The organism is Mariniluteicoccus endophyticus (assembly GCF_054780035.1).
Genome location: NZ_BAAGXC010000014.1, coordinates 52,720 through 76,706, shown reverse-complemented (window position 1 = coordinate 76,706; position 23,987 = coordinate 52,720). Strand labels below are relative to the sequence as shown.

Below are 23,987 nucleotides of genomic sequence, written 5' to 3'. Positions count from 1 at the left end.
TACCTCGGCCTCGACGTCCTCGCCCGCTGCCGCATCAACCTCATCACCGACACCGACACCGACACCGGCCCCGAGACCGGAGACGACAACCTGCCCGCTCTCACAGCCTGACCCCCAACGAAGGAACACCCACCGCTACACCACTACCCGGGACTTGACCAGGTGGCCGGCACGGCGGTGCTGGTCGAACGCAGCCCGGCGGCGTACGCGTGGCTCGCGCTGCCGCTCACCCTGATGGGAGTGAGCCAGGGCTTGACCATCTCGCCCAACCAGACGCTGACGCTGAACGCCGTCGACCCGCGCTTCGGGGGCGTGGCGGGCGGGGTGCTGCAGCTGGGCCAGCGGATCGGGACGGCGGTCGGCACCGCCGTCGTGCCGGGCGCGCTGTTCGCGGTCGTCGAGTCGGGGCGCTCGTGGCTGGACGGCTTCCTCGTCGCCCTCGCGCTGATCGCGGCGTGCGCGGCGCTCGCCCTCGTCGTCTGCGTACGCGACCGCGCGCGCGAGAAGGCCGAGGCCGCGGCCGCCTGACGGTGCGGTCCACGATCCTGCACTCCTGGGGCCCGGTACGGGGATTCTCGCCCGTTCAGCGACACAGGAGCGCAGGATCGTGGGTCGCCCCGCGGGTGGGGAGGCGGTGGGTCGGCCGCGGGACCGGGTGGGCTCAGGCGCAGCGGGGCGCCTGAGCGTACTTCTGGTCGGCGTCCGTCCACTCCTCGTCGGCGTACTTGCTGCCGACCCAGCTGCGCTCCCAGTCGCCGACCGTCTTCGGGTCGGCGGCCCGGGCGGGCTCCTCGCGCAGGTGCCTGCGCCAGTCGGCGACCGGACGCTCGCTCGCGGTGAGCGCGCGCTTGAGCATGGTCTGGCGCAGGGTGCAGGCGTCCAGTCGGCGGGCCACGTCGTCGGGGGCGCCGGCCACCCACGAGCACTCGGCGACCTTGGCGTACTCGTCGAGGGCGGCGGCGTGCCGGCGCAGGGCTGGCTCGGCGTCGGCCGCCGTCCGCTTCCACGTCGCGGCGCGCTGCTCGAGGGTGGTCGACTGGGCGTCGGGCATCGGTCCGGCGGTGCGGCGTGCAGGTGCTGGCATGAATACGACCTTCTCGGGGGTGAGGACGCGCTCATGTTATGCGGAGGAGAGGTCGGGCGACAGGGGTGGCCCCCCGAACGGCGCTAGGCGGGCTCGACCAGCAGCACGTGCAGCTTGCGCGGCCCGTGGACCCCCTCGACGCGGTCGAGCTCGATGTCGCTGGTCGCGCTCGGCCCGCTGATCCACGTGAGCGGGCGCCCGTCGCGCACCGCGGGGGCCAGGCGGGCCATCGCCTCGGGCACGTCGGTCACGACGTCCTCGCCGCGTACGACGCACACGTGGACATCGGGCACGAGCGAGATCGCCCGGCGGCCCTGGCCCGGGCCGTGGTCGAGCACGATGGTGCCGGTCTCGGCGATCCCGACCGACGAGTCGGTCACGACTCCGCCGACGGCGTCCAGGTCGCGCGCCGACAGCGGCGGGTCGTCGTGCACGATCCGCACCCCGGCGTCCTCGATGCACTGCCGCACGTCGTCGGGCAGGTCCGGCGGCGCGACGATCGACTTGGTGCCGTACATGTCCAGGGCCGCCGCGACCGCCGCGCCGAGCCCGTCGGCGGGCACCCGCTCGACGACGGCCCGGTAGTCCTCGACCCGTTCGACGAACAGGCCGAGCACGTCCGAGACGCCGGTCGGCTGCCCGTACGTCCACGGCACCTCGACCTCGGCGTCGGCCGGCACGTCGGCCAGGGCCTCGCGCACCCGGGCCAGGACCTTCTCCCTGCTGCTGGTCATCGCTGCTCTCCTCGCTCGCGCTTCCACCAGTCGCGGAAGGACTCCTTCGGGGGGACGGGGATGTCGCGGGAGTCGGTCCACGCCGACGCCGGCCAGGGCAGGGGGCCGAAGCGTTCGAGGCGCCCGCGGAATAGCCCGCTGCCGCGCGTGGCGACCTTCTGGGCCGCGCTCAGGCGGCGCGAGTCGGCCATCATCCAGGACGCGGCGCGCATGACGCCGCTCTCGGCGTGGGGCAGGGTGTCCTCGCGCTCGGCCTCGACGACCCGGTGCCGCAGGTCCACGAGCATGTCGGGGATCGGGATGCGGACGGGGCACACCTCGAAGCAGGCGCCGCACAGCGAGGAGGCGTACGGCAGGGAGCGGTCGATGTCGGACTCGACGCCACGCAGCTGGGGGGTGAGGACGGCGCCGATCGGGCCCGGATAGACCGATCCGTACGCGTGGCCGCCCGTGCGCTCGTAGACGGGGCAGATGTTGAGGCAGGCCGAGCAGCGGATGCAGCGCAGCGCCGTGCGGCCGAGCTCGTCGGCCAGCGCGTTGGTGCGCCCGTTGTCGAGCAGCACGACGTGCACGTTCTGGGGGCCGTCGGCGTCCGCCGGGCCGGTCCACAACGAGGTGTAGGGGTTCATCCGCTCGCCGGTGCTGCTGCGGGGCAGCAGCTGGAGGAAGACCTCCAGGTCCTCGACCGTCGGCACGAGCTTCTCGATGCCGACCACCGAGATGAGGGTCTCGGGCAGGGTCAGGCACATGCGCCCGTTGCCCTCGGACTCGGCGACCACAAGCGTGCCCGTCTCGGCGACCAGGAAGTTCGCGCCCGAGATGGCGACCTTGGCGTCGAGGAACTTCTCGCGCAGGTGGATGCGCGCCGCGCCGGCCAGGTCGGCCGGCTCGGAGGTGAGCCCCTCGGGGGCCGGCGTGCCGTACTTGCCCATCTCGGCGAGGAAGATCTCGCGCACCTCGGCCCGGTTGCGATGGATGGCGGGCACGAGGATGTGGGACGGCCGGTCGTGGCCCAGCTGGACGATCAGCTCGGCGAGGTCGGTCTCCCAGGCCGCGATGCCGGAGTCCTCGAGCGCCTCGTTCAGCTCGATCTCCTGAGTGGCCATCGACTTGACCTTCACGACCTCGTCGTAGCCGGTGGCGCGCACCAGGTCGGTGACGATCCGGTTGGCCTCCTCGGCGTCGGCGGCCCAGTGCACCGTCGCGCCCGCACGCGTCAGGGCCTCCTCGGCCTGCACGAGGTAGCGGTCGAGGTGGCGCAGCGTGCGGTCCTTGATGGCCGCGCCGGCCAGACGCAGCTGCTCCCAGTTGTCGAGCTCGGAGACGACCTGGCGCCGCTTGTCGCGGATCGTCGTGGTCGCGTACCGCAGGTTGCGGCGCTGCTGGGAGTTCTCGAGCTCCTTCTTGGCGGCGGTCGGGAAGGCCGGCATGCCGAGGTAGGTGCCCTCCGGCGGGGCGGGCGTACGCCGGGCGGGGTTGTCGGCGCGGCGCGCGTGGTCGAGGCTCATCGGACGCTCTTTTCGGTCGAGGCGAGGATCTCGGCGAGGTGGATGGGGCGTACGCCGGACTCCTGGCGGCTCAGGACGCCGCCGATGTTCAGCAGGCACGAGTTGTCGCCTGCGACGACGAACTCGGCGCCGGTGCCGACCACGTTGCGTGCCTTGTCGAAGGCCATGGCGGTCGACACCGCCTTGTTCTTCATCGAGAAGGTGCCGCCGAAGCCGCAGCACTGCTCGGCCTCGGGCAGCTCGAGCACCGTGATGCCGCTGACGGCGCGCAGCAGCTTCATCGGCCGGTCGCCGACCTTGGTGATGCGCAGCGAGTGGCAGGTCGGATGGTAGGTGACGCGGTGGGGGAAGTACGCCCCCACGTCCTCGGCGCCCAGCACGTCGACCAGGAACTCGGGGAAGTCGTAGGTGCGGCTCGCGGTCTCTTCGGCCGCCTTTCGCAGGCCCTCGTCGCCGGCCTTCTCGGCCAGCATCACGTGCTGCTCGCGCACCGAGCCCACGCACGACCCGGACGGGCTCACCACGTAGTCGTAGTCGCCGAAGGTGCGGACGTACGCCCGCACCGACGGCAGCGCCTCGTCGAAGTAGCCGGTGTTGGTGAACATCTGGCCGCAGCACGTCTGGCCCATCGGGAACTCGACCGTGCAGCCCAGGCGCTCGAGCACCTCGGTGACCGCGCGCGGGGTGCCCGGGAACATCGTGTCGTTCACGCAGGTGGCGAACAGGGCCACGCGTGGGGAGGGGGACATGGACTTCCTTTCGGTCACGGTGGCCCGGAGCTCGCCGGGGCGTCCACGGCGAGCGCCGGGGTCGACTTTATGCCGCCGGGGGTCGGGCCGCTGCGGTGGGTCCGGACCGGGTCACGCCACCGTCACCCGGATCGTGTGGTGGCCGCTCGCGCCGTTCGGAGCCGGGGCCGCGCGGACCTCGGTCTCGGGGGTCCCGCTCGCGTCGATCGCCCGCACCGCGAGGGTGTGGGCGCCCGGCGTCGCCTCCCACGCGTACGCCCACTGCCGCCAGGCGTCGACGGTCGCGTCCACCCCCAGCCGCGCGTCCTGCCAGGGGCCCTGGTCGACGCGCACCTGGACCCCGACGATCCCGCGGTGCTGCGCCCACGCCACACCGGCGACCGCCACGGTGCCGGCGGCGACGGACCCGCCCGCACGCGCCACGTCGATGCGGGACTGGGTCTTGACCGGGCCGAGCGCCGACCAGCCCCGCGGCGTCCAGTAGCCTTGGTCGTCGGCGAACCGGGTGACCTTCAGCTCGGTGACCCACTTCGTCGCGCTCACGTAGCCGTAGAGCCCGGGCACGACGAGCCGCGCCGGGAAGCCGTGCTCGGGCAGCAGGGGCTCGCCGTTCTGGGCCACCGCGATGAGGGCGGGGCGGTCGTCGGTCATCGCCTCCAGCGGGGTCCCGGCGGTGAAGCCGTCGGTGCTGCGCGACAGCACCATGTCGGCTCCCGGGCGTACGCCGGCCTCGCGGAGCAGCTCGCGCACCGGAAGACCGGTCCAGACCGCGTTGCCGTTGAGCCGGCCCCCCACCTCGTTGGACACGCACATGAGCGTCACCATGGCCTCCTGCATGGGCCTGGCCAGCAGCGCCGCCCAGTCGAGCCGCACCTCGCGGTCGACCATCCCCGTCACCGTCAACGACCACTCGGCGGGGTCGACCTGGGGGACGCCCAGCGCGGTGTCGATGCGATAGAAGTCCGCGTTGGGCACGATGAACGGGGTCACCCCGCGGACGCCGACCTCGACGCCGGCGGGAACGGTGACCGGCGTCGCCACCGGCGGCACCCGGAACGCCGCCCGGGCCCGCTCCACCACGCGGGCGCCGCCCGCGGAGACGCGGTCCACGGCCGCCGCGAAGACGGCGCCGAGCCCCACACCCAGCAGCTGGCGGCGCGACACCCCGGGGGCGGGGGCCGAGGGTCCGGGGGCGGCGGCCACCCGGTGCGTCCAGCGCCACAGCAGCGCGGCTCCGCACGCCGTGCCGAGGGCGACGGGGGCGACGTCGGCCGCCGATGCCCGCGGCCGGCCGCAGACCGCCACCGCGCCCAGGACGCCCAGGGCCACCACGGCGCACACCGCCAGCCGGGGCCGGCGGACCGCGAGGGCGCCCACGGCCGCGCCGACCGCGGCCAGGACGAGGACCGTGCCGATGCCCAGGGCCAGCTTGTCGGCCGTGCCGAACAGCGCGATCGCCGCATCCTTCAGCCACGCCGGGGTGAGGTCGACGAACGCGGCCCCGACCGCGCCGAGCGGCGACGGCGTGCCCTCCGACCAGCCCAGCCGGCTCGCCAGTCCCGCTGCGAGCTCGGCGACCCCCACGGTGGTCGCAGCCGCGGCGAGACCGGCGTACGCACCGGTGGTCCGCGTCCCTGGTCGCGGGTCTGGGGGCCGCAGTCGGCTGCTCATGCCGTCACAGTACGAGGCAGCGCCCAACGGGCCCCGCCGGCGAGCGATCCCGCGGACGCCAAGCGGGCCGCCGGGCCCACAGGCAGGAAATCTCCGCTGCGACCGGCTCGATCGGCACCTCCCGGTGTCCTAGTTTCGCGCTCACCCCCCGTCACAGAGGAAGCGACCATGAACCTTCGATCCCCCATCGCGGCGCTCGCCGCCGTCACCACCCTGGCCGTCACCGGACTCGTGGGTGCCGAGACCATCCAGCAGGCATCAGCGGCGACGGTCGGCACCGGGCGCGTGACCCAGACCGTCAACGTCCGCCACCTGCCGTACCTCAACGGTCCGATCACCGGGTCCTTGCCCACGGGTCGCAGCGTGCGCATCGCCTGCCAGACCTACGGCGACACCGTCTACAGCCCGTTCGCCCGCGCCAACACCAACCTGTGGAACTACACCCCGGACGTCGACGCCTTCGTCTCCGACGGGTACATGGACACCGGGGTCAACGGCCGGATCCCCGGCGTACCGCTGTGCCAGAACGTGGGGGCGAAGCCGGGCAACAACACGGTGCGCGCGGCCGCGACCGAGCTGGTCAACGTGCGTCGCCTCCCCTACCTCACGGGCGCGATCAACCAGGCCATCCCCGCCGGCCGGCAGGTCACGATCACGTGCCAGACCTACGGCGACACCGTGTTCAGCCGGTTCGCCCAGGCCAACACCAACCTGTGGAGCTACACCCCCGAGCTCGACGGGTTCGTCTCCGACGGGTCCCTCGACACCGGCGTCAACGGGCGGGTCCCCGGCGTGCCGCTGTGCAAGGACGTCGGTGGACGTCCGGCCCCCGCGACGCCGGCCAAGAAGCAGATCGTCCCCGTCCGCCAGGGACAGGGGCAGGACAACTACCAGTGGTACGACTGCGGCCCGGCCGCAGTGGTGTCCTCGCTGCTCGCGCTCGGCCGGACCCCGCACGCCTGGGACCCGAACAACCAGGGCGCTGCCATCCTGGCGGCCCGCCGCGACATGGCGTACGCCCCGCCCGCGCGCCTCGGCACGCTGAGCGTCGACGTCGAGCGTGCGATGGGCACCTACGGCGTGCCCACCCGCCGGACGACGGACGTGGAGGCCGTCATGGCCCACGTGCGCTCCGGCAAGCCCGCCATGCTGATGGGTGAGCTCCAGGTCGCCGCCTGGCCGGTGAACGTGGCCACGAAGGACCCGATCCTGCACTGGATGGTCATCGCCGACTACGACGCGAAGAACGACGAGTACCTCGTGATCGACCCCGCCTCCCGGCCCGAGGCGAACACCGTCCACCGTGCGAAGGCCAGCTGGGTCCGCCGCTACCACGCCCAGAACCCGGGCGAGGGCGGCGTGCTGCTCGGCTGAGGGGAACAGGCCGTCGCCCCGGGCGGACCGCGGGCCCGACTCCCGGGCGTACGCGTCAGGAGCGCAGGACCTTCGCCAGGGCCCTGCCGCGGGCGAGCTCGTCGACGAGCTTGTCTAGGTAGCGGATCTGGCGCATCAGCGGGTCCTCGACCTCCTCGACGCGTACGCCGCAGACCGTCCCCGTGATGGATGCGGCCGCCGGGTTGAGCCGGGCGGCGGCGAAGAAGTCCTCGAAGGTGGTCCCGGCGGCCAGGTGATGCTGCAGCGCCGCCTCGTCGAAACCCGTCAGCCATCCGATCACCTGGTGCAGCTCGGCCTGCGTCCGCCCCTTCTTCTCCACCTTGGTCACGTAGTGGGGATAGACCGAGGCGAACGGCGTGGTGAAGATGCGGTGCATCACGGCGTCGTACGTGGTGCGGGGGCTCGGCAACCCGGTCGCGCTGTGCTCCAGCCCGCACGGGGCGGGCCGCGCCCACTCGCGTACGCGCGCCCGGGCGCTGTTCTCGCAGGACCAGCTGCGCCAGGCGATGGCGGGGATCGAGTACCGCGACTCCGAGACGCTGATCGACGAGATCCCGGCGGCGTACAAGCCGATCGACCAGGTGATGGCCGACTCGGCCGAGCTCGTCGAGGTACGCCACACGCTGCGCCAGGTCGTCAACGTCAAGGGCGACTGAGGGCCACTCCCCGCGGGGACTGCGTCCCGGCGGGGGGTGGTTCAACCGGTCGCCGACGCGCTGAACCGGCCGCGGTACTCCGCGGGCGTGGACCCGACCCGCCGTCGGAAGGCGCGCAGGAAGGTGTCCACGCTGCCGAAGCCGCACTGGGCTGCCACCCGGTCGAGCGTGTCGTCGCCGGTCTCCAGCAGCCGCCGCGCGTGCTCCACGCGCAACGCCTCGACGTACGCGTGGGGCGTCACGCCGAGCTCGCTGCGGAAGAGTCGCGTGAGCTGGCGCTCGCCGACGTGGGCGACGGCAGCGAGCTCGGGCACGGTCAGGGCGTCGGTGAGGTGGGTCAGGATGTGGTGCCGCAGCTCCTCGATGCGGCGGGTCGTGCCGAGCCGCGTGAGTGGGACGCTGAACTGGCTCTGGCCGCCGGGCCGCTTGAGGTACATCACGAGCTGGCGCGCGACCCGCAGCGCCACGTCCTCGCCCAGGTCGTCGGCGATCAGGGCCAGGGACAGGTCGAGGCACGAGCTGATCCCCGCGCCCGTCCAGACGTTGCCGTCGCGCACGTAGATGGGGTCGGGGTCGACCTCGACGGCCGGGTGGTCGGCGGCCAGCAGGTCGGCGGTCGACCAGTGCGTCGTCGCGCGTCGCCCGTCGAGCAGGCCCGCCGCCGCCAGCACGTGGGCGCCGACGCAGACCGAGGCGATCCGGTGGGAGCGCTCCGCCAGGGCGGCGACGGTGGCGACCAGCCCGGGCTCGACGACGGGCACGCGTCCCCGCTCGGCGTCCGGTGCGACGGCGCCGGGCACGACGAGGGTGTCGATGGCGCGGTGGCGCAACTGGTCGAAGGTGACGTCCGGCAGGACGCGTACGCCGGCGCCGGTCCGCACCGCCCCCGGGTCGGCGGCCGCCAGCACGACCTCGTACGCCTCCGCCTCGGCGGACTCGCGCTTCGCCAGCGCGAACACCTCGGGCGGGCCGGTGACATCGAGCAGGTCGACGCCCTCGAACACGGTCACGACGACGAGCCGGGTGGTGCGGTCCATGGGTTTCCCTTCCTTCGTTGCCGGCGAGCACCGGGCACGTCGTTGGCTGAGCGAGGGCCGCCGAGTCGTTGGCTGAGCGAGCGCCAGCGAGTCGAAGCCCCCGGATCGCGTTGGTCCGGCCGGCCGGCTTCGACTCGCTGCGCTCGCTCAGCGGGCGTGGTCCGGCTTCGACTCGCTGCGCTCGATCAGCGGGCGTGGTCCGGCTTCGACTCGCTGCGCTCGCTCAGCGGGCGTCGCGTCGCGGCGGTCGTGTCTGTATCTGCGGATTGCTCGTCATTGCCGACATTCTTCCTTGATCCTAGCGTCGGATCGGGGCGCCGACAGCGTCCCCACCGATGAACAGGAGCGAAGAAGAATGACGAATCCCCGCACGACGCTGCGCGAGGTCAACGGCCTCGACAACACCATCCCCTCGCTCGCGGACACCACTCTCGTCCTCGTGGACTTCCAGAACACCTACACGACCGGCGTGATGGAGCTCGACGGCTGGCAGCCGGCGCTCGACGCCGGCGCCCGGCTGCTCGCCCGGGCCCGCGCGGCCGGCGTCACCGTGATCCACGTGGTCCACGACGGCGGCGAGGGCTCGCCCTACGACATCCGCGCCGAGATCGGCCAGATCCACCCGGCCGTGGCGCCGATCGACGGGGAGAAGGTGGTCGTCAAGGGCGTCCCGAACGCGTTCGTCGACACCGAGCTCGGCGACCTGGTGGACGCCGCGGGGAAGTCTGACCTGGTGGTCGTCGGCTTCATGACCCACATGTGCGTGCAGTTCACCGCTCAGGGCGCGTTCCTGCGCGGGCAGCGCCCGACGGTCGTGGCCGAGGCCTGCGCCACGCGCAGCCTGCCGATCCTCGACCGCCAGGTGCCCGCCGAGGACGTGCACGCGGCGGCGCTCGGCACCGTGGCCGACCTGTATGGGCTCGTGGTGGCGTCGGTCGACGACCTCCGCTGAGTGGGGCCGGCCCGGCCGCCGGACCGTCAGCCCCGGTGGCGGGCCGCGACCTCCTCGGCCCGTTCGCGCAGGGCGCCGCGCAGCTCGCCGGGCTCCAGCGCCTCGGCGGCCGGGCCCAGCTGCCACAGCGCCCACACCGCGTGGCGCAGGTCCTCGAACATCACCGCGAGCCGGACCCAGCCGTCCGGCTCGGCGTCCTCGGTGCGCAGGCCGCGGGCGAGGTCCAGCAGCTCGTCGCGCCGCTCGGCCCGCACCCGCACCAGCACCGGGAGGTGGCCCTCGGCCAGGAACCGGGCGCTGCGCTCGGCCCAGAGCCGGTCGAGGTCCACGTGGGCCGGTCGCTGCGCGGACTCGGGCAGCGCCTCGGCGACCAACATGCGCGAGAGCCGGTAGGTGCGGTCCTCGCCGGACTTCGTCGCGAGCAGGTACGCGCGGTCGCGTACGGTCACCAGACCGATGGGGTCGACGCTGTGCCAGCGCGGCACCCGGTCGGGCGCGGCGTACCGGAAGCGCAGCCGGCGCCCGGCCAGCACCGCCCGTCGGACCTCGCCCACCACCTCGTCGGCCACGTCCTCGGGGCCGGTACGCCGGGACAGCAGGTCGGTCGCCGGCTCCGCCAGGAACCGCCGGGCGGCGTCGTCGAGGCCGGCCTGGTGGCCCTCGGGCAGTGCGTCGACGACCTTGCGCATGGCTGACGCGAGGGCCGAGCCCAGCCCGAATGCCCGTCCGCCGTGCCCCGACCCCGCGGCGAGCAGGGCGAGAGCCTCCTCGTGGGTCAGTCCGGTGAGCTCGGTGCGGAAGCCCGGCAGCAGGGCGTACCCGCCGTGGCGGCCGCGTTCGGCATAGACGGGCACCCCCGAGGTGGACAGCGCCTCGACATCGCGCAGCACGGTGCGGACCGACACCTCGAGCTCGCGGGCCAGCTCGTCCGCGGTCATCCGGCCCCGCTGGCGCAGCAGCAGCACCATCGCGACCAGCCGATCCGCACGCATACCGTCATTCTCCCCAGAAAACGTGACACAGGGTGTCGTGTTTCGGCGGCAGGCTGCGGGTGCGGCGTCGAGGACGGTGGCCGTCGGCCCCGGGCGTACGCGATCCCAAGGAATGGAGTGACGATGGAACGAGCAGCAGTGAACCCCGTGGCGTGGTCCCAGCAGCTGGGCTTCAACCAGGGGGAGGTCGTGTCGGGCGCGACGCGCACCCTCTACATCTCGGGGCAGACCGCCATGAGCGCGGACGGCCGGCCCGAGCACGACGGGGACGTCGCGGCCCAGCTGGGGCTGGCGCTCGACAACCTCGAGGCCGTGCTTGCGGACGCCGACATGACGCTCGGGCACCTGGTGCGCCTCAACGTCTACACGACCGGCATCGACGGGCTGATGCCGCACTACGGCGTGCTCGCCGGGCGTCTGGCCGCCGCCGGTGTGGCCCCCACCACGACGATGCTCGAGGTGGTCCGACTGGCCGTCCCGGGGCAGCAGGTCGAGCTCGAGGGCACCGCCGTCGCCTAGGCCGTGTCCCCCTCCCCCGGGCGGGCGCCAGCCCGCCCGGGCCTATCCCCCCGCCGTTCCCACCCTCGTCGGGGGTCGCGTACGCTTCGAGGGACGCCCTAGGGGAAGGTGGACAAGGTGCTCAGTCGACTCGTCGTCAACGGTCAGCCGGTGGAGGTGGAGCACGACCCGCGGGTGAGCCTGTTGGACGGGCTGCGCGACCACCTCGGGGTGACCTCGGCCAAGAAGGGCTGCGACCACGGCCAGTGCGGGGCCTGCACGGTGCTGGTGGACGGTCGGCGGGCCCTGTCGTGCCTCAGCCTGCTGGCGGCCCAGGACGGCCGGGAGGTCGTGACCTCGGAGGGGCTCGGCTCGGCCGACGACCTCTCCGACCTCCAGCGCGCGTTCGTCGAGCGGGACGCGCTGCAGTGCGGCTACTGCACGCCGGGCCAGGTGTGCTCGGCCGAGGGCATGCTGGCCGAGGCCCGCGCGGGCATGCCGAGCCACGTGACCCCCGACGTGACCGAGCTCGGCGAGGTCCAGCTCAGCGACGAGGAGATCCGCGAGCGGATGAGCGGCAACCTGTGCCGCTGCGGGGCGTACGCCCACATCGTCGAGGCGATCCGCGACACGGCGGAGGCCCGCTCGTGAGGCCCTTCGACTACCAGCGCGCCGACACGGTCGACGAGGCGCTGGCCCTCGCCGGCGACGACGCCGTGTTCCTCTCCGGCGGCACGAACCTCGTGGACCACCTGCGGCTGGGCGTGGCGACGCCCGCGCGGGTGGTCGACATCGGCCGGCTCGACCTCGGCGGGATCGACGAGACCGAGGGCGGCGTACGCGTCGGCGCGAACGTGCGCAACAGCGACCTGGCCGCCGACCCGACGGTGCGGACGCGCTTCCCGTTCGTCAGCGAGGCGCTCCTCGCCGGCGCGTCGGGCCAGCTGCGCAACATGGCCTCGACGGCCGGCAACCTGCTCCAGCGCACCCGCTGCGTCTATTTCCAGGACGTCACCACGCCCTGCAACAAGCGCGAGCCCGGCACGGGCTGCTCGGCGCGGGAGGGCTACGGCACCTACAACGCCGTGCTGGGCGCCTCCGAGCACTGCGTCGCCGTCCACCCCTCCGACCTCTGCGTCCCGCTCGCGGCGCTCGACACCGTGGTCCACGTGGTGGGCCGGGACGGGGCGCGCGACGTGCCCTTCGGCGACTTCCACCGGCTGCCGGGCGACGAACCCCAGCGCGACACCACGCTGGCGCCCGGCGAGCTGGTCACCGGCATCACGATCGCGGGACCGGACTGGGTGCGGCGCTCGACCTACCGCAAGGTGCGCGAGCGGGCGTCGTACGCCTTCGCGACCGTCTCGGTGGCCGCCGCCCTGGACCTCGACGGTGACCGCGTACGCGACGTGCGGCTCGCCTTCGGCGGGGTCGCCCACCGCCCCCACCGCGCCACGACCGCCGAGGGGCTCCTGCGCGGCGGCCCGGCCACGGCGGACGCCTTCCGAGCGGCCGCCGAGGCCGAGCTCGAACCGGCCCGCACCGGGCCCGAGAACGCGTACAAGATCCCCCAGCTCACCAACACCGTCGTCGCCGTGCTCGAACGGCTCGCCGGCCAGGAGACCCGATGACCACCACGCGCGAGCAGACCGAGTCCCACCACGACGCCGAAAGCCCGGCGGTCGGCCACGCCGTCGGCGCGCCGCGGCCGCGCGTCGACGGGCCGCTCAAGGTGACCGGCACCGCGCCGTACGCGTACGAGCACGAGGTCGAGAACCCCTGCCACGTCTGGCCGGTGCTGTCGACCATCGCGCGCGGCCGCGTGACCGGCGTCGACTCGGCCGCGGCCGAGGCGGTGCCCGGCGTGCTGGCCGTGCTGAAGCCCGGTGCGGCGCCGCGCCTGCGCGTGAAGAGCACCCCCGAACTGTGGGTCCTGCAGGACGACAAGGTGCACCACCGCAACCAGATCGTCGCCGGCGTCGTCGCCGAGACCCCCGAGGCCGCGCGCGAGGCGGCCGAGCTGGTCGAGGTGGCGTACGCCGAGGAGCAGGCCGACGTCGAGCTGGACGGTGACACCGACGACTTCACGACCCCCTCGAAGGTGCTCGGCAAGGCCGGCACCGAGACGAAGGGCGACGTCGAGGCGGGAATGGCCGGGGCGGCCGTGACGGTCGAGCAGGCGTACACGCACGGTGAGGTGTTCCACGTGCAGATGGAGCCCCACTCCGCGATCGCGACCTGGCACGACGTGCCGACGCTGGACCCGCGGCCCGTGCGACTGACGATCTTCGACTCCAACCAGGGGGCGGTCTATCCGCTCGGCCTGCTGCTGCCCCTGCTGGGGCTGCTGCCGCACCAGCTCGAGATCATCTCGCCGTACGTGGGCGGCGGTTTCGGCGGCAAGGCGATGCCGCACTCCCACCTGGCGCTGGTGATCCTCGCGGCGCGTGCCGTCCGCGGCCGGCCGGTGAAGCTCGCCGTGGCGCGTCAGCACACGTTCAGCCTCGTGGGGCACCGGGCGAGGGCGGAGCAGCGCATCCGGCTGGGGGCCGACGCCGAGGGCCACCTGACGGCGGTCGAGCAGGTGTCGATCCAGGCCACCGACCGCCAGGAGGGCGGCTGGGTCGACCAGTCGGCGCTGGCCAGCCGCATGATGTACGCGGTCGACAACCGCCACACCGAGCACCGCACGGTGCCGCTCGACATCCCGCCCGGCACGTGGATGCGCGCGCCCGGCGACTTCACCGGCATGTTCGCCGTCGAGACGGGGATGGACGAGCTGGCGTACGCCACGGGGCTCGACCCGATCGAGCTGCGCCGACGCAACGAGCCCGATGTCGACCCCGAGACCGGCGAGGAGTTCAGCACGCGCGACCTGCTCGGCTGCCTCGACCGGGGCGCCGAGATCATCGGCTGGGGGGACCGCCGGGCGCCCGCGCAGCGCCGCGAGGGGGAGTGGCAGCTCGGTCTCGGGGTCGCGGCCGCGTGCTTCCCGAACTCGCACATGGCCTCGCTGTTCGCGCGGATCACCTACACCGGGGGCGTCTACCTCGTCCAGATGCAGGCGGCCGACATCGGCACCGGCGCCCACACCGTGCTGGCCCAGATGGCGGCCGACGCGCTGGGTGTCGACGTGGAGCAGGTGCGCTCCGACATCGGCCGCACCCAGGTGCCGGTGGCGATGGTCGCCGGCGGCAGCGCGGGGACCTACGAGTGGGGCGCCTCCATCACCGCCGCGGCCGAGAAGTTCCGCAAGAAGTTCGGGCCGACGCCGCCGGAGGGCGCCAGCGTCCGCGCCCGGGCGCACCAGCCGAAGGAGGCCTCGAAGCTGTCCCAGCACGCCTTCGGCGCCCACTTCGCCGACGTCGCGGTGAGCGCGGTGACCGGCGAGACGCGCGTCCGTCGCCTGGTGGGCGTGTACGCGGCGGGCGCCATCATCAACCCGCTGACCGCCACCAGCCAGATGGTCGGCGGCATGACGATGGCGATGTCGGCGGCGCTGCACGAGGAGTCCTACCGCGACCCCCGGTTCGGCCACGTCGTGAACGCCGACCTCGCCGGCTATCACGTCGCCTCGCACGCCGACGTGCCCGCGATCGAGGTCGAGTTCCTCGACGAGTTCGACCCCTCGTACGGGCCGCAGGGCGCCAAGGGCATCGGCGAGATCGCGATGGTGGGCATGCCGGCCGCGATCGGCAACGCCATCTTCAACGCGACCGGACGACGGCTGCGGGACCTGCCGTTCACCCCGGCGCGGGTGCTGGGGTTCTGAGGGGCGCGGGCCCGCGGCCCGGCTCAGGGGCTGGCGGGAGCGTCCTCGCCGGCGTGCCGCAGCCACAGCAGCACCGCGCGGACGCGCCGGTTGTCCTCGCCGGGCGGCAGGTCGAGTTTTCCGAACACGTTGGCGACGTGCTTGCTGACTGCTGCGCCCGAGAGGAACAGCCGCTCGCAGATCTGGGTGTTCGACGGGTCCAGCCCACCGGGATCGCGGCCGGGTCAACCGCCGGGGGGCGCTTCGTCAGAGCGCGACCTCGGCCGTGGTGGCCACTGCGACCTCGCGCCCGGGCGCGGTCGTGTACTGCCAGTACATGTTCGTGTACGCGATCGCGTCCTCGGCCGAGATGGGGGAGCCCCACTCGCGCATGTCCTCGGTGGTGTGGGCGTCCGACACCAGCGTGACGTCGTAGCCGCGGGCCAGGCCGCCGTGCGCCGTGCAGCGTACGCAGGCGTCGGTCATGGCCCCGCAGAGCACGAGCCGGCCCGCACCGAGACCGGCCAGCTCGGCCTCGAGCGTGGTGTCCTCGAACGCGTCGCCGTAGCGCTTGAGCACGCGCGGCTCGCCGTCGGCCGGCGTCAGCTCGGCAGTCACGCGCCAGGCCTCGCTGCCCTCGGGGAACTCCTCGCTGCAGTGCTGCACCCACACCACCGGCGTGCCGCTCGTGCGGGCGCTCGACCAGCTGGGCGACGCGGCCCACGACGGCGTCGCGGTCGTGGCAGGCGGCGAGCACGCCGGTCTGGGCGTCGATGACGACGAGGGCGGTGGTGGTGCGTCCGTCGAGGGTGGACATGGATCCTCCTGGGGTTCGGGTTGCCACCAGTGAAGCAGGCCCCTCCGACAGTTCTCCTCGACGGCCGCGACTAGTGCTCCTGCGCTGCGGGCGAGACCCCTTCGATTCGGCCGGCCTCGACGTCGTTGGCACGCTTGAACAGGCCGGTCAGGGCGAGCAGGACGGCGGCCACGACCGCGCCGACCGCCAGCGAGTAGAGCCCGCTGTTGCCGCCGAAGTGCTGGCCGAACCACCCGCGCATGTTCGGGGCGAGGAATCCGCCGAGGTTGCCCAGCGAGTTGATGAGCCCGATGCCGGCGGCGGCCGCGTACCCCGTCATGTATTCGGTCGGCAGCGCCCAGAAGATCGGCTGGGCGGCGACGAAGCCGACCGCCGCGATGCTGAGACCGGCGATGGCGACGACGGGGGTGTGGCTCATCGCGCCCGACAGCCAGATGCCGAACGCCGTGAGCAGCAGCAGCCCGCAGGCGATGGGGCGGTGCCGGCGGGTCCGGTCGGCGAGGCCGGGGAACACGGCCGCGCCCAGCAGGCCGAAGACCCAGGGGATGGCGGTCACCAGCGACGCCTGGAAGCCGAGCTTCTGGCCGGTGATCGCCACGACCTGCGTGGGCAGGCAAGGCCGTCGCCACGCTGGCCGGACTGGATACCGACGACCCGGCCGCGACCGGGGTGGTCATCACCCCCGACCTGCTGCTCAAGATCGGCGCGCTGGCGCGAACGCACACCGGCCTGCCCAAACGCAGCGTCCATGCCCCCAGTCTCGGCGAAGGAGCCGACGGCGACCCGCTGCCGGTGGTCAGTATCGCGCGCATCCGCAGCCGGGCGGTGAACCCCGAGCGCGAGACGCCCAGCACCGATTTCCTCAACAGCTTCATCCTCGACGACCTCGGCGCCGCGGTGGCTGCTGCCGAACAGCGTGCCCTCCCCCCGGTCCTGACGGCGTACGCCGCCGCCGCGCTGGGCACCACCGCCGGCCACCGCATCGACACCGTGACCACCCCCGAACGCACCTATCCGGTCGTGGGACCGGCGGCGATCCCCTACGGCCGCTGGCCCAACAATCCCGACCATGGTCTGGCCACCAGCCAGCAGCTTGCCGTCGACCTCGCCCTGTCCGATGTCGGCGGGCCACCCAGCCTGCGTTCGGTCAACGGGCCTCCGGGCACGGGCAAGACCACCCTGCTGCGCGACGTTCTGGCGGGTCTGGTGGTCGAGCGGGCGCGCCGCATCGCCTCCCTTCCGACACCCAGCGCCGCCTTCACCCACAAGCTCTCGTGGAAGAGCGGACCTCTGAGTCGCACGATCCACGTGCTGACCCCCAGCCTCACCGGCTTCGAGATGATCGTCGCCTCCTCCAACAACAAGGCCGTCGAGAACGTCTCCGACGAGCTGCCCGACGTCGCCACGGTCAAGGACCCCTGGGCCGAGGCGGACTACCTGCGTGAAGTGGCCACCCAGGTGCGCCGAACGATCAAGGACGACGACTCCGCCGAGGCCTGGGGCATGATCGCCGCCCGGCTGGGCAACAAGGCCAACCGGAGCCGGTTCGCCGATGCCTTCTGGACCAACAAGCGGGAGTGGGCATCAGAGCCGCCCTCGTTCCGTCACGTCCTGGAGGAGGCGGACACCCAGTCGCTCACCCTCACGCACTGGAAAGAAGCCACCCGGACTTTCACCGAGACACTCGCCCGGGTCGACCGGCTTCGGGCGGACGCCCAGGCGGCCGAGGCCCGGCTCGTCCGCCAGCAAGAGATCACCGCCCAGCTCGAGGACGTCGACCGGCGCCTCGCGGGCGTCGAAGAATCACTGCACCCCCTGCGCCTGAGCCAACGCGCCGCCCGGCAGCGGCGGGAGGCAGCCACCCACGAGCTCGAGCGGGCGACCGCGGCGCTCGCCGAGCACAGTCGCCGCCGGCCCGGGTGGTGGTCCGTCCTGGTGACGCTCGGCGCCTCCCGGCGGGAGTGGGAGCAGGCACTCACGCCCCTGCGTACCCACCACCGGGCGGCCGAGGCGGCATCCGCCAAGGTCGCCAGCGACGACGACCTGTTCACGCAGCAGATCGATCGGACCGAGCGCGAGGTCGCGACGCTCATGCGTCGACGGGCAGACATCGCGTCCGAGCGGCAGGGGTTGCTGCGGGCCTGCCACCTCGACAAGCGGCGGTGGGGTGATGCGTACCCCGACGACTCCTGGTGGCACGACGTACGCCGCCGCGAGCTGACCACACCGTGGACCGAGCGGGCCCTGAGCACGGCCCGGAGCGAAGCCTTCCTCGCCGCGCTGGAGCTGCATCGGCAGCTGTTCCGCCACACCGCGAGGCGACTGATCCCGTCCATGCGCGGTGCGATGGACGTGGTGCGGGGCGCGGTGCCGTCCCAGCTGGATCCCGCCATCGCCCGGGCCGCCTGGCAGGTGTTCTTCCTCGTGGTGCCGCTGGTGTCGACCACCTTCGCCTCGCTGGGGCGCATGTTCTCCAGTCTGGGGCCGAACGATCTGGGCTGGCTGTTCATCGACGAAGCCGGACAGGCGACACCTCAGTCCGCCGTGGGTGGACTCTTCCGCGTCCAGCACGCGTTGGTCGTCGGCGACCCGCTCCAGCTCACGCCGATCGTCACCCTGCCCCCACGCGCCGAGGCCAACATCGCCCGCGAGCACGGCGTACCGCGCGTCTCGCTTCCGTCCACGACATCCGCGCAGGAGGTCGCCGACGCCGCCAACCCGTGGGGCACGCATCTCGGCACGGGCGACGCGCGCCTGTGGGTGGGTACGCCCCTGCGGGTCCACCGTCGCTGCGAAGACCCCATGTTCACCATCTCCAACGAGGTGGCGTACGGCGGGCTCATGGTCCATGCGCTGCCCCCCGGAAGCCGCTCCGCCTCGAACCTGCCGCCCAGCCACTGGCTCCACGTGCCCGCCAAGGGGGGCAGCGGGCACGCCCTCGCCGACGACATCGCCGTGGCTCGCGACCTGGTGCGCCAGCTGCTGGACGGTGCGGCCGCCCCGGACGCAGCGCCCGTTCCCCCCGACGAGATCATCGTCATCTCCCCGTTCCGGGCCATGGCCAACGCGGTGGCGCGGTTCCCCGCCGAGCTGGGCGCTCCCGTACGAGCGGGGACGGTGCACACCGCCCAGGGACAGGAAGCGGATGTCGTGGTGCTCGTCCTGGGCGGCGACCCGTCCCGTCCGGGTGCGCGGTCATGGGCGGCGGAGAAGCCCAATCTGGTCAACGTCGCCGCCAGTCGTGCGAAGAAGCGGCTCGATGTCGTCGGCGATCACACCGCGTGGGGCGATCTGCCGCATTTCCGCACCATCTCGGCGTACCTCCCGCGGAGCGTCCCAGCACGCTCGGGAACGAACTCCGCGACCCCGTGACATAGGTCCGAGATGGTCGTTGACCAAGGCGCCGGTGGCATGCAGACGACCCGTGGCGAAGATGGTCGCCATGATGGCCCCCGACGTTGGTCGCCGCGTAGATGGGGCGGTGCAGTGGCGACCGGCTCCACGACGCCGCAGTGCAGACTGGGCGGAGCCGGTAACGCGATCGATCTCGCTGGGCGCTCGACCGGACCACGACCGTCAAAGCCGCCGGAGGGGTGACCGTGCTGGAGACTGCCGACCCGGCAGCGGACCCAGCCCCACGGCGAGCCGGGTCCGGCCATGCAACGACAAGGGGCGGCGGGTGCTCGGGGGCAGCTGGGCCGCGCGAGGCATCGTCACTCCCTCCTCCCAACCTCCCTATGATCGGCCCCTGTGGAAGACCTTCGTCACCTGCGTCTCGGTGACCTGGTCCTGGACGCCCCTCGACCCGAGGACGTGTCAGGTCTGCACGCCATCTACTCCGACCCGAGGGTCTGGCTGCACTTCCCGAGCCTGCGGCACACCGAGCTCCGCGACACCGAGGCGATGGTGGCCGCGTGGATGGGGTCGTGGGACGCCGACGGCCTTGGGCCATGGATCGTGCGAGCCGCCGGCGGCGGCGGGGCGATCCTGGGCAACTGCGGTTGCGCGCTGCGCGGCGGGGGCAGTTTCTGGAACCTCGGCTACCGCTTCTCCCCGGACGCTCAGGGCCGCGGTCTCGCTACTCGCGTCGCGGTCCGCGCGGTCGCTGCCGCGCAGGACCTCCGTCCCGATGTGCCGGTGGTGGCGTACCTGTTGGAGGACAACCTGGCGTCCCGGAGGGTGGCGGAGAAGATCGGCCTCGAGCTGCGCCACCGGGGTCCGGACGCGGGCAATCCCGACCCGTCGGCGGTGCGTCTCGTGTACGCCGACCGCCCGTTGGACCCGGAGCAGCTCGCGGCCGCCATGCGCTAGGCGCGTGCGCGCGTCAGTGGCGCCTCACCGCACAACCGCAGGTCCCAGACGTCCCGATCGCGGAAGTCGCAATCAGACTCCGCGCAGGCCGGCTCCAGTTCAGTGCTGCATGTCGACGAACCGCGAGTAGTGCCCCTGGAACGCGGTGACGACGGTCCGCGTGGGCCCGTTGCGGTTCTTCGCCACGATGAAGTCGGCCTCGCCCAGGCGCGCCGACTCCTTGTCGTAGACGTCCTCGCGGTGCAGCAGCAGCACGATGTCGGCGTCCTGCTCCAGCGAGCCCGACTCGCGCAGGTCGGAGACCATCGGCTTCTTGTCCGTGCGCTGCTCCGGGCCGCGGTTGAGCTGGGACATCGCCACCACCGGGACGTTGAGCTCCTTGGCGAGCAGCTTGATCTGGCGGGAGAACTCCGAGACCTCGAGCTGGCGCGACTCGACCTTCTTGCCCGAGGTCATCAGCTGGAGGTAGTCGATCACGATCAGCTTCAGGTCGTGGCGCTGCTTCAGGCGCCGGGCCTTCGCGCGGATCTCCATCATCGTCAGGTTGGGCGAGTCGTCGATGAACAGGGGAGCGGAGCTGATGTCGGCCATCTTGTTGGCCAGACGCTGCCAGTCCTCCTCGCTCATCGTGCCCTTGCGGATGTGGTTCAGCGGGATCTGGGCCTCGGCCGAGAGGAGTCGCATGACGATCTCGACCTTGCTCATCTCGAGGGAGAAGATCGCCGAGCACATGCCGTGCTTGATCGAGCACGTGCGCGCGAAGTCGAGGCCAAGCGTCGAGTTGTGGGTCGGGATCATCGCCCTGGTGGCGAGGTAGAGATGGTCGGGGTTGGCCACCTCGACGCAGCGCACCGGTACGGACGGGATCTGACGGATCTCTCGGATGTAGCGGTGACCAAGACTTGTCTGAGGCCTCATCAGGCGCGCGTGGGCCTCCTGCTTCCGGCCGAGGCCGAAGACCTCTGACGTCGTGGAGAAGTTCAGCAGGTAGCAGGTGGACGTCGCGTCAGACCGGCCCCGCACTGGCTTCGTGGCGATCGAGCATCGGATCCCCAGGCTTGTGATGAGTTCGTAGGCATCCTGCGCCAGTCGGGCGCTGGTCAGCGCCAGCTGCACGCTTCCGGCGTTCGTGACCGTTCCATCGGTGTCGAGCAGGCCTCGGAGAACAGCGCGACGCTGTTCGAGCGATCCACGCAGGTAGGCCGGCGGGATGTGCTTGTTCTTGAGAAGGCCCAGCTCACGGAGAGCTCGCTGGATGGTGGTCCCCTTGAACGCGCCCAGTCCGTAGTTGAGCCCTGTCTGGGCTCGCACGACCACGCCCTCCCGTCGGACATGGTCTGCCACTTCGGGATCAGCGGACGTGAAGCGAGCGCCGGCGCTGTGTCCGTCACCGAGCCAGACACCGAGCGTGTAGGGCGGAACGGGAAGTTCGGCCGGCGAAAGGTCCAGAGCCTCGGCTACCGGTATCGCCCAGTTCGCTCGACCGTCAGCAAGCGTGACCAGCTCCGCCATCTCCCGTGTCGTCACCACTGAACGGTGCTCGGTTCGAGCGCCCCGAGGCCGATTCACGTGAGCCGCGAGAGCCGCACTGAGCTCCCTTCGGCTGTAGACCGGGGCGCTCCACGCATAGGTGCGTTGATCGCCGCTGGCGACGCGCTGCTCGCGACGAACGACACCCAGCGACCGCACCACGGTTCGCAGGACGGAGGCGAACTCCGCTCCCACCTCGTCAGCGAACTCCCGAGACGTCACCCAGACGTCCTTCTCCGCGGCGGCGGCTGCGGCCACGGCCTCGGCTCGCAGGCGGGACCGGGCAGGGAAGTGGAACGAGTCCGTTCGCTCCGAGGCCCCACGTCGGGCGGCGCGGCTGGACGCCAGCCACTGGTGTTCGGCGTCGGCGACCACGGTCGTGCCGTCGGAGAAGGTGATCTCGTAGCAGGGGCGGTCCACCATCACGTCGGTCGCTGCCACGACCCGCGTGGGGCGACCGTTCGCGTCGAGCAGGTCGTCGGCGACCTGGACCTCACCCATCGTCGTCCAGCCCGTGGGCGTAGGCAACGGGGTGTCGAGTGCCAGCGCCTTTCCCATCGCCGGCCTCGCAGCCAGAATCACCATCTGGCCGCCGTGGAGGCCGTTGGTCAACTCGTCGAGCTCGACGAAGCCGGTGGGTACGCCACCCATCTCGCCGGACCGGGAACCCAGGGCCTCGATCTCGTCGAGCGTCTCCTCCATGATGTCGGCCAGCGGCTTGTAGTCTTCGGCCGCCTTGCCGTCGGTCACGTTGTAGACCTCGGCCTGGGCGCGGTCGACGATCTGGGTCACGTCGCCCTCGCCCGCGTACCCCATCTGGGCGATGCGGATCGACGCGTCGACCAGGCGGCGCAGGATCGCCTTCTCCTTGACGATCTGGGCGTAGTAGCCGGCGTTGGCCGCGATCGACACCGACGCGATGAGGTCGTGGAGGTAGGGGTGGCCGCCGACCTTCGGCAGGTGGCCCGTGCGCGACAGCTCGGCGGCGACGGTGATGGCGTCGGCGGGCTCGCCGCGACCGTAGAGGTCGAGGATCGCGTCGAAGATGTATTCGTGGGCCGGCTTGTAGAAGTCGACGCCCTTGACCTGTTCGAGGACGTCAGCGATCGCGTCCTTCGACATCAGCATGGCACCCAGCACCGACTGCTCGGCGTTGATGTCCTGCGGCGGCGTGCGGTCGCCCGCGCCCTGGGGGCGGTCGGACATCTCCTGCGGCTCGTGCGGTTCGCTCAAGACCCCTCCTCGATCACGTGCGAAGCCCACGCTAGGCGGCCCCTCCGACATTTCCCGGTACGCGTGGACGCGACCACCGAGGCTGGGGACGACGGTCACCGTAGTACCACCGCCGAGGGCCCCGTCAACCCAAGTTGTCCACAGCCCCTGTGGATGGATGGGGGATGTCGCCAGTCGTCATGTGGATCATCTGGGGACAGGGCTGGGGACAAGTGGCGAGTCACATCAGTAACAGGGGTGTGACAACGGGTTTTGCAGGAGCGGGACGGTGGATAACAACCAATTTTGAGGTGTCCGTCACCCCGCGGGCCGGGCTTGACACGCTTCGGGAAGGTGTGACATGGGCCCACTTCTGGGGATAACTCGGCCCCCTGTGGAAAACGTCGCATTGTCGACATCGATCATGTGGAACCCCTAGTCGCCATACTCCTGGGGGGTTTGATTCTGCCTACCCCCTGGGGGTATCGTCGACGGCATGGAGCACCAGCACGGCTACAGCGACAACAAGGAAGACCACCTCAAGCGGCTCCGTCGCATCGAGGGCCAGGTCCGTGGCCTCCAGCGCATGGTCGAGGAGGACAAGTACTGCATCGACATCCTCACGCAGATCTCGGCCGTCACCAGCGCGCTCGAGTCCACTGCGTTGAGCCTGCTCGACGAGCACCTGCACCACTGCGTCGCCCATGCCGTCGAGGCCGGCGGCGACGAGGCGGCCCAGAAGCTCGACGAGGCCAGCCGCGCCATCGCGCGCCTGGTCCGCTCCTGATCCACCCGCGGCCTGATCAAGGTCACCACCAGAGAGGAACCACCATGGCCACCCAGAACTACACGATCACCGGCATGACCTGCGGCCACTGCGTCAACGCGGTCACCGAGGAGGTCTCGGAGATCGACGGCGTCACCTCCGTCGACGTCCAGCTCGAGGGCGGTCGCATGACCGTCGAGTCCGACCAGCCCGTCGACCTCACCAAGATCACCGCGGCCGTCGAGGAGGCCGGCGACTACGTCGTGGCCCTCGCCTGAGCGCCATGCGCGGCCGGGCAGGATCCGGCCGCGCACGGCCACCGCA

The 23,987-nt window shown here is 72.1% G+C and carries 24 protein-coding genes; 13 read left to right on the top strand and 11 right to left on the bottom strand.

Annotated features, from left to right (window positions below; translation table 11 throughout):
* The first annotated feature begins 162 nt into the window (after positions 1–162).
* The gene (locus ACYVGD_RS04665) at positions 163–528 is read left to right on the top strand and encodes a hypothetical protein (RefSeq protein ID WP_460741823.1); all 366 of its coding nucleotides are present in this window, start codon (positions 163–165) and stop codon (positions 526–528) included.
* A 133-nt stretch (positions 529–661) separates the two neighbouring features.
* Here the strand turns inward: ACYVGD_RS04665 and ACYVGD_RS04660 are convergent, their stop codons facing one another.
* The 5 genes from ACYVGD_RS04660 to ACYVGD_RS04640 all read right to left on the bottom strand — a co-directional run bounded on the left by ACYVGD_RS04660 (position 662) and on the right by ACYVGD_RS04640 (position 5,746).
* Positions 662–1,084 carry a hypothetical protein gene (locus tag ACYVGD_RS04660; protein WP_460741822.1) on the bottom strand — a complete coding sequence of 141 codons (423 nt, stop codon included), beginning with the start codon at positions 1,082–1,084 and terminating at the stop codon, positions 662–664.
* Positions 1,085–1,167: 83 nt separating this feature from the next.
* The gene (locus ACYVGD_RS04655) at positions 1,168–1,818 is read right to left on the bottom strand and encodes a LutC/YkgG family protein (RefSeq protein WP_460741821.1); all 651 of its coding nucleotides are present in this window, start codon (positions 1,816–1,818) and stop codon (positions 1,168–1,170) included.
* Positions 1,815–3,326 carry a LutB/LldF family L-lactate oxidation iron-sulfur protein gene (locus ACYVGD_RS04650; protein ID WP_460741820.1) on the bottom strand — a complete coding sequence of 504 codons (1,512 nt, stop codon included), beginning with the start codon at positions 3,324–3,326 and terminating at the stop codon, positions 1,815–1,817. Before ACYVGD_RS04650 ends, ACYVGD_RS04655 begins: the two co-directional genes overlap by 4 nt.
* Positions 3,323–4,075 carry a (Fe-S)-binding protein gene (locus tag ACYVGD_RS04645; RefSeq protein ID WP_460741819.1) on the bottom strand — a complete coding sequence of 251 codons (753 nt, stop codon included), beginning with the start codon at positions 4,073–4,075 and terminating at the stop codon, positions 3,323–3,325. Before ACYVGD_RS04645 ends, ACYVGD_RS04650 begins: the two co-directional genes overlap by 4 nt.
* 111 nt (positions 4,076–4,186) lie before the next feature.
* Positions 4,187–5,746 carry a molybdopterin-dependent oxidoreductase gene (locus ACYVGD_RS04640; protein WP_460741818.1) on the bottom strand — a complete coding sequence of 520 codons (1,560 nt, stop codon included), beginning with the start codon at positions 5,744–5,746 and terminating at the stop codon, positions 4,187–4,189.
* Between the two features lie 168 nt (positions 5,747–5,914).
* Here ACYVGD_RS04640 and ACYVGD_RS04635 point away from each other — a divergent pair, with 168 nt between their 5' ends.
* Entirely contained in the window at positions 5,915–7,120 is a 1,206-nt protein-coding gene (locus tag ACYVGD_RS04635; protein WP_460741817.1) for a C39 family peptidase, read from the top strand.
* A gap of 55 nt (positions 7,121–7,175) precedes the next feature.
* On the opposite strand, the gene ACYVGD_RS04630 is transcribed toward ACYVGD_RS04635, so the two are convergent.
* Positions 7,176–7,517, bottom strand: coding sequence for a DUF2200 domain-containing protein (locus tag ACYVGD_RS04630; RefSeq protein ID WP_460741816.1), 342 nt, complete (start codon positions 7,515–7,517; stop codon positions 7,176–7,178).
* On the opposite strand from ACYVGD_RS04630, the gene ACYVGD_RS04625 reads away from it, so the two are divergent.
* Positions 7,507–7,797 (top strand): RtcB family protein, encoded by a 291-nt coding sequence (locus tag ACYVGD_RS04625; protein ID WP_460741827.1) that lies wholly within the window; start codon positions 7,507–7,509, stop codon positions 7,795–7,797. The two genes, ACYVGD_RS04630 and ACYVGD_RS04625, sit on opposite strands and share 11 nt — an antisense overlap.
* Positions 7,798–7,838: 41 nt before the next feature.
* Here the strand turns inward: ACYVGD_RS04625 and ACYVGD_RS04620 are convergent, their stop codons facing one another.
* The gene (locus tag ACYVGD_RS04620) at positions 7,839–8,834 is read right to left on the bottom strand and encodes a GlxA family transcriptional regulator (RefSeq protein WP_460741815.1); all 996 of its coding nucleotides are present in this window, start codon (positions 8,832–8,834) and stop codon (positions 7,839–7,841) included.
* A gap of 355 nt (positions 8,835–9,189) precedes the next feature.
* On the opposite strand from ACYVGD_RS04620, the gene ACYVGD_RS04615 reads away from it, so the two are divergent.
* Positions 9,190–9,786, top strand: a complete 597-nt coding sequence (locus ACYVGD_RS04615; RefSeq protein ID WP_460741814.1) for a cysteine hydrolase family protein — start codon at positions 9,190–9,192, stop codon at positions 9,784–9,786.
* A gap of 26 nt (positions 9,787–9,812) precedes the next feature.
* Here the strand turns inward: ACYVGD_RS04615 and ACYVGD_RS04610 are convergent, their stop codons facing one another.
* Complete coding sequence (locus ACYVGD_RS04610; RefSeq protein ID WP_460741813.1) at positions 9,813–10,778, bottom strand: helix-turn-helix transcriptional regulator; 966 nt, start codon at positions 10,776–10,778, stop codon at positions 9,813–9,815.
* Between the two features lie 123 nt (positions 10,779–10,901).
* On the opposite strand from ACYVGD_RS04610, the gene ACYVGD_RS04605 reads away from it, so the two are divergent.
* The 4 genes from ACYVGD_RS04605 (at position 10,902) to ACYVGD_RS04590 (ending at position 15,048) form a co-directional block, all read left to right on the top strand.
* A complete protein-coding gene (locus tag ACYVGD_RS04605; RefSeq protein WP_460741812.1) occupies positions 10,902–11,297 on the top strand; it encodes a RidA family protein in 396 nt (131 codons plus the stop codon).
* 117 nt (positions 11,298–11,414) lie between these two features.
* Positions 11,415–11,927 carry a 2Fe-2S iron-sulfur cluster-binding protein gene (locus ACYVGD_RS04600; protein WP_460741811.1) on the top strand — a complete coding sequence of 171 codons (513 nt, stop codon included), beginning with the start codon at positions 11,415–11,417 and terminating at the stop codon, positions 11,925–11,927.
* Positions 11,924–12,907: an FAD binding domain-containing protein gene (locus tag ACYVGD_RS04595; protein WP_460741810.1), complete on the top strand. Its 984-nt coding sequence runs from the start codon at positions 11,924–11,926 to the stop codon at positions 12,905–12,907. The genes ACYVGD_RS04600 and ACYVGD_RS04595 overlap by 4 nt, the downstream gene beginning before the upstream one ends.
* On the top strand, positions 12,904–15,048 hold the full coding sequence (locus ACYVGD_RS04590; protein ID WP_460741809.1) for a xanthine dehydrogenase family protein molybdopterin-binding subunit: 2,145 nt from the start codon (positions 12,904–12,906) through the stop codon (positions 15,046–15,048). Before ACYVGD_RS04595 ends, ACYVGD_RS04590 begins: the two co-directional genes overlap by 4 nt.
* 246 nt (positions 15,049–15,294) lie before the next feature.
* Here the strand turns inward: ACYVGD_RS04590 and ACYVGD_RS04585 are convergent, their stop codons facing one another.
* Positions 15,295–15,693: an isochorismatase family protein gene (locus ACYVGD_RS04585; protein ID WP_460741808.1), complete on the bottom strand. Its 399-nt coding sequence runs from the start codon at positions 15,691–15,693 to the stop codon at positions 15,295–15,297.
* A gap of 13 nt (positions 15,694–15,706) precedes the next feature.
* Here ACYVGD_RS04585 and ACYVGD_RS04580 point away from each other — a divergent pair, with 13 nt between their 5' ends.
* Positions 15,707–15,877, top strand: a complete 171-nt coding sequence (locus ACYVGD_RS04580) for a hypothetical protein (protein ID WP_460741807.1) — start codon at positions 15,707–15,709, stop codon at positions 15,875–15,877.
* 37 nt (positions 15,878–15,914) lie between these two features.
* Here ACYVGD_RS04580 and ACYVGD_RS04575 read toward each other — a convergent pair whose 3' ends face one another.
* Positions 15,915–16,442: an MFS transporter gene (locus tag ACYVGD_RS04575; protein WP_460741806.1), complete on the bottom strand. Its 528-nt coding sequence runs from the start codon at positions 16,440–16,442 to the stop codon at positions 15,915–15,917.
* Positions 16,443–16,513: 71 nt separating this feature from the next.
* Here ACYVGD_RS04575 and ACYVGD_RS04570 point away from each other — a divergent pair, with 71 nt between their 5' ends.
* On the top strand, positions 16,514–19,216 hold the full coding sequence (locus ACYVGD_RS04570; RefSeq protein WP_460741805.1) for a DEAD/DEAH box helicase: 2,703 nt from the start codon (positions 16,514–16,516) through the stop codon (positions 19,214–19,216).
* Between the two features lie 378 nt (positions 19,217–19,594).
* Positions 19,595–20,155, top strand: a complete 561-nt coding sequence (locus ACYVGD_RS04565; protein ID WP_460741804.1) for a GNAT family N-acetyltransferase — start codon at positions 19,595–19,597, stop codon at positions 20,153–20,155.
* 99 nt (positions 20,156–20,254) lie between these two features.
* Here ACYVGD_RS04565 and dnaB read toward each other — a convergent pair whose 3' ends face one another.
* Positions 20,255–22,807 (bottom strand): replicative DNA helicase, encoded by a 2,553-nt coding sequence (dnaB, locus tag ACYVGD_RS04560; RefSeq protein WP_460741826.1) that lies wholly within the window; start codon positions 22,805–22,807, stop codon positions 20,255–20,257.
* Positions 22,808–23,393: 586 nt separating this feature from the next.
* Here dnaB and ACYVGD_RS04555 point away from each other — a divergent pair.
* Together ACYVGD_RS04555 and ACYVGD_RS04550 are read left to right on the top strand one after the other, a co-directional pair.
* The gene (locus ACYVGD_RS04555) at positions 23,394–23,684 is read left to right on the top strand and encodes a metal-sensitive transcriptional regulator (RefSeq protein ID WP_460741803.1); all 291 of its coding nucleotides are present in this window, start codon (positions 23,394–23,396) and stop codon (positions 23,682–23,684) included.
* Between the two features lie 44 nt (positions 23,685–23,728).
* Positions 23,729–23,941, top strand: coding sequence for a heavy-metal-associated domain-containing protein (locus ACYVGD_RS04550; protein WP_460741802.1), 213 nt, complete (start codon positions 23,729–23,731; stop codon positions 23,939–23,941).
* The last annotated feature ends 46 nt before the right edge of the window (positions 23,942–23,987 follow it).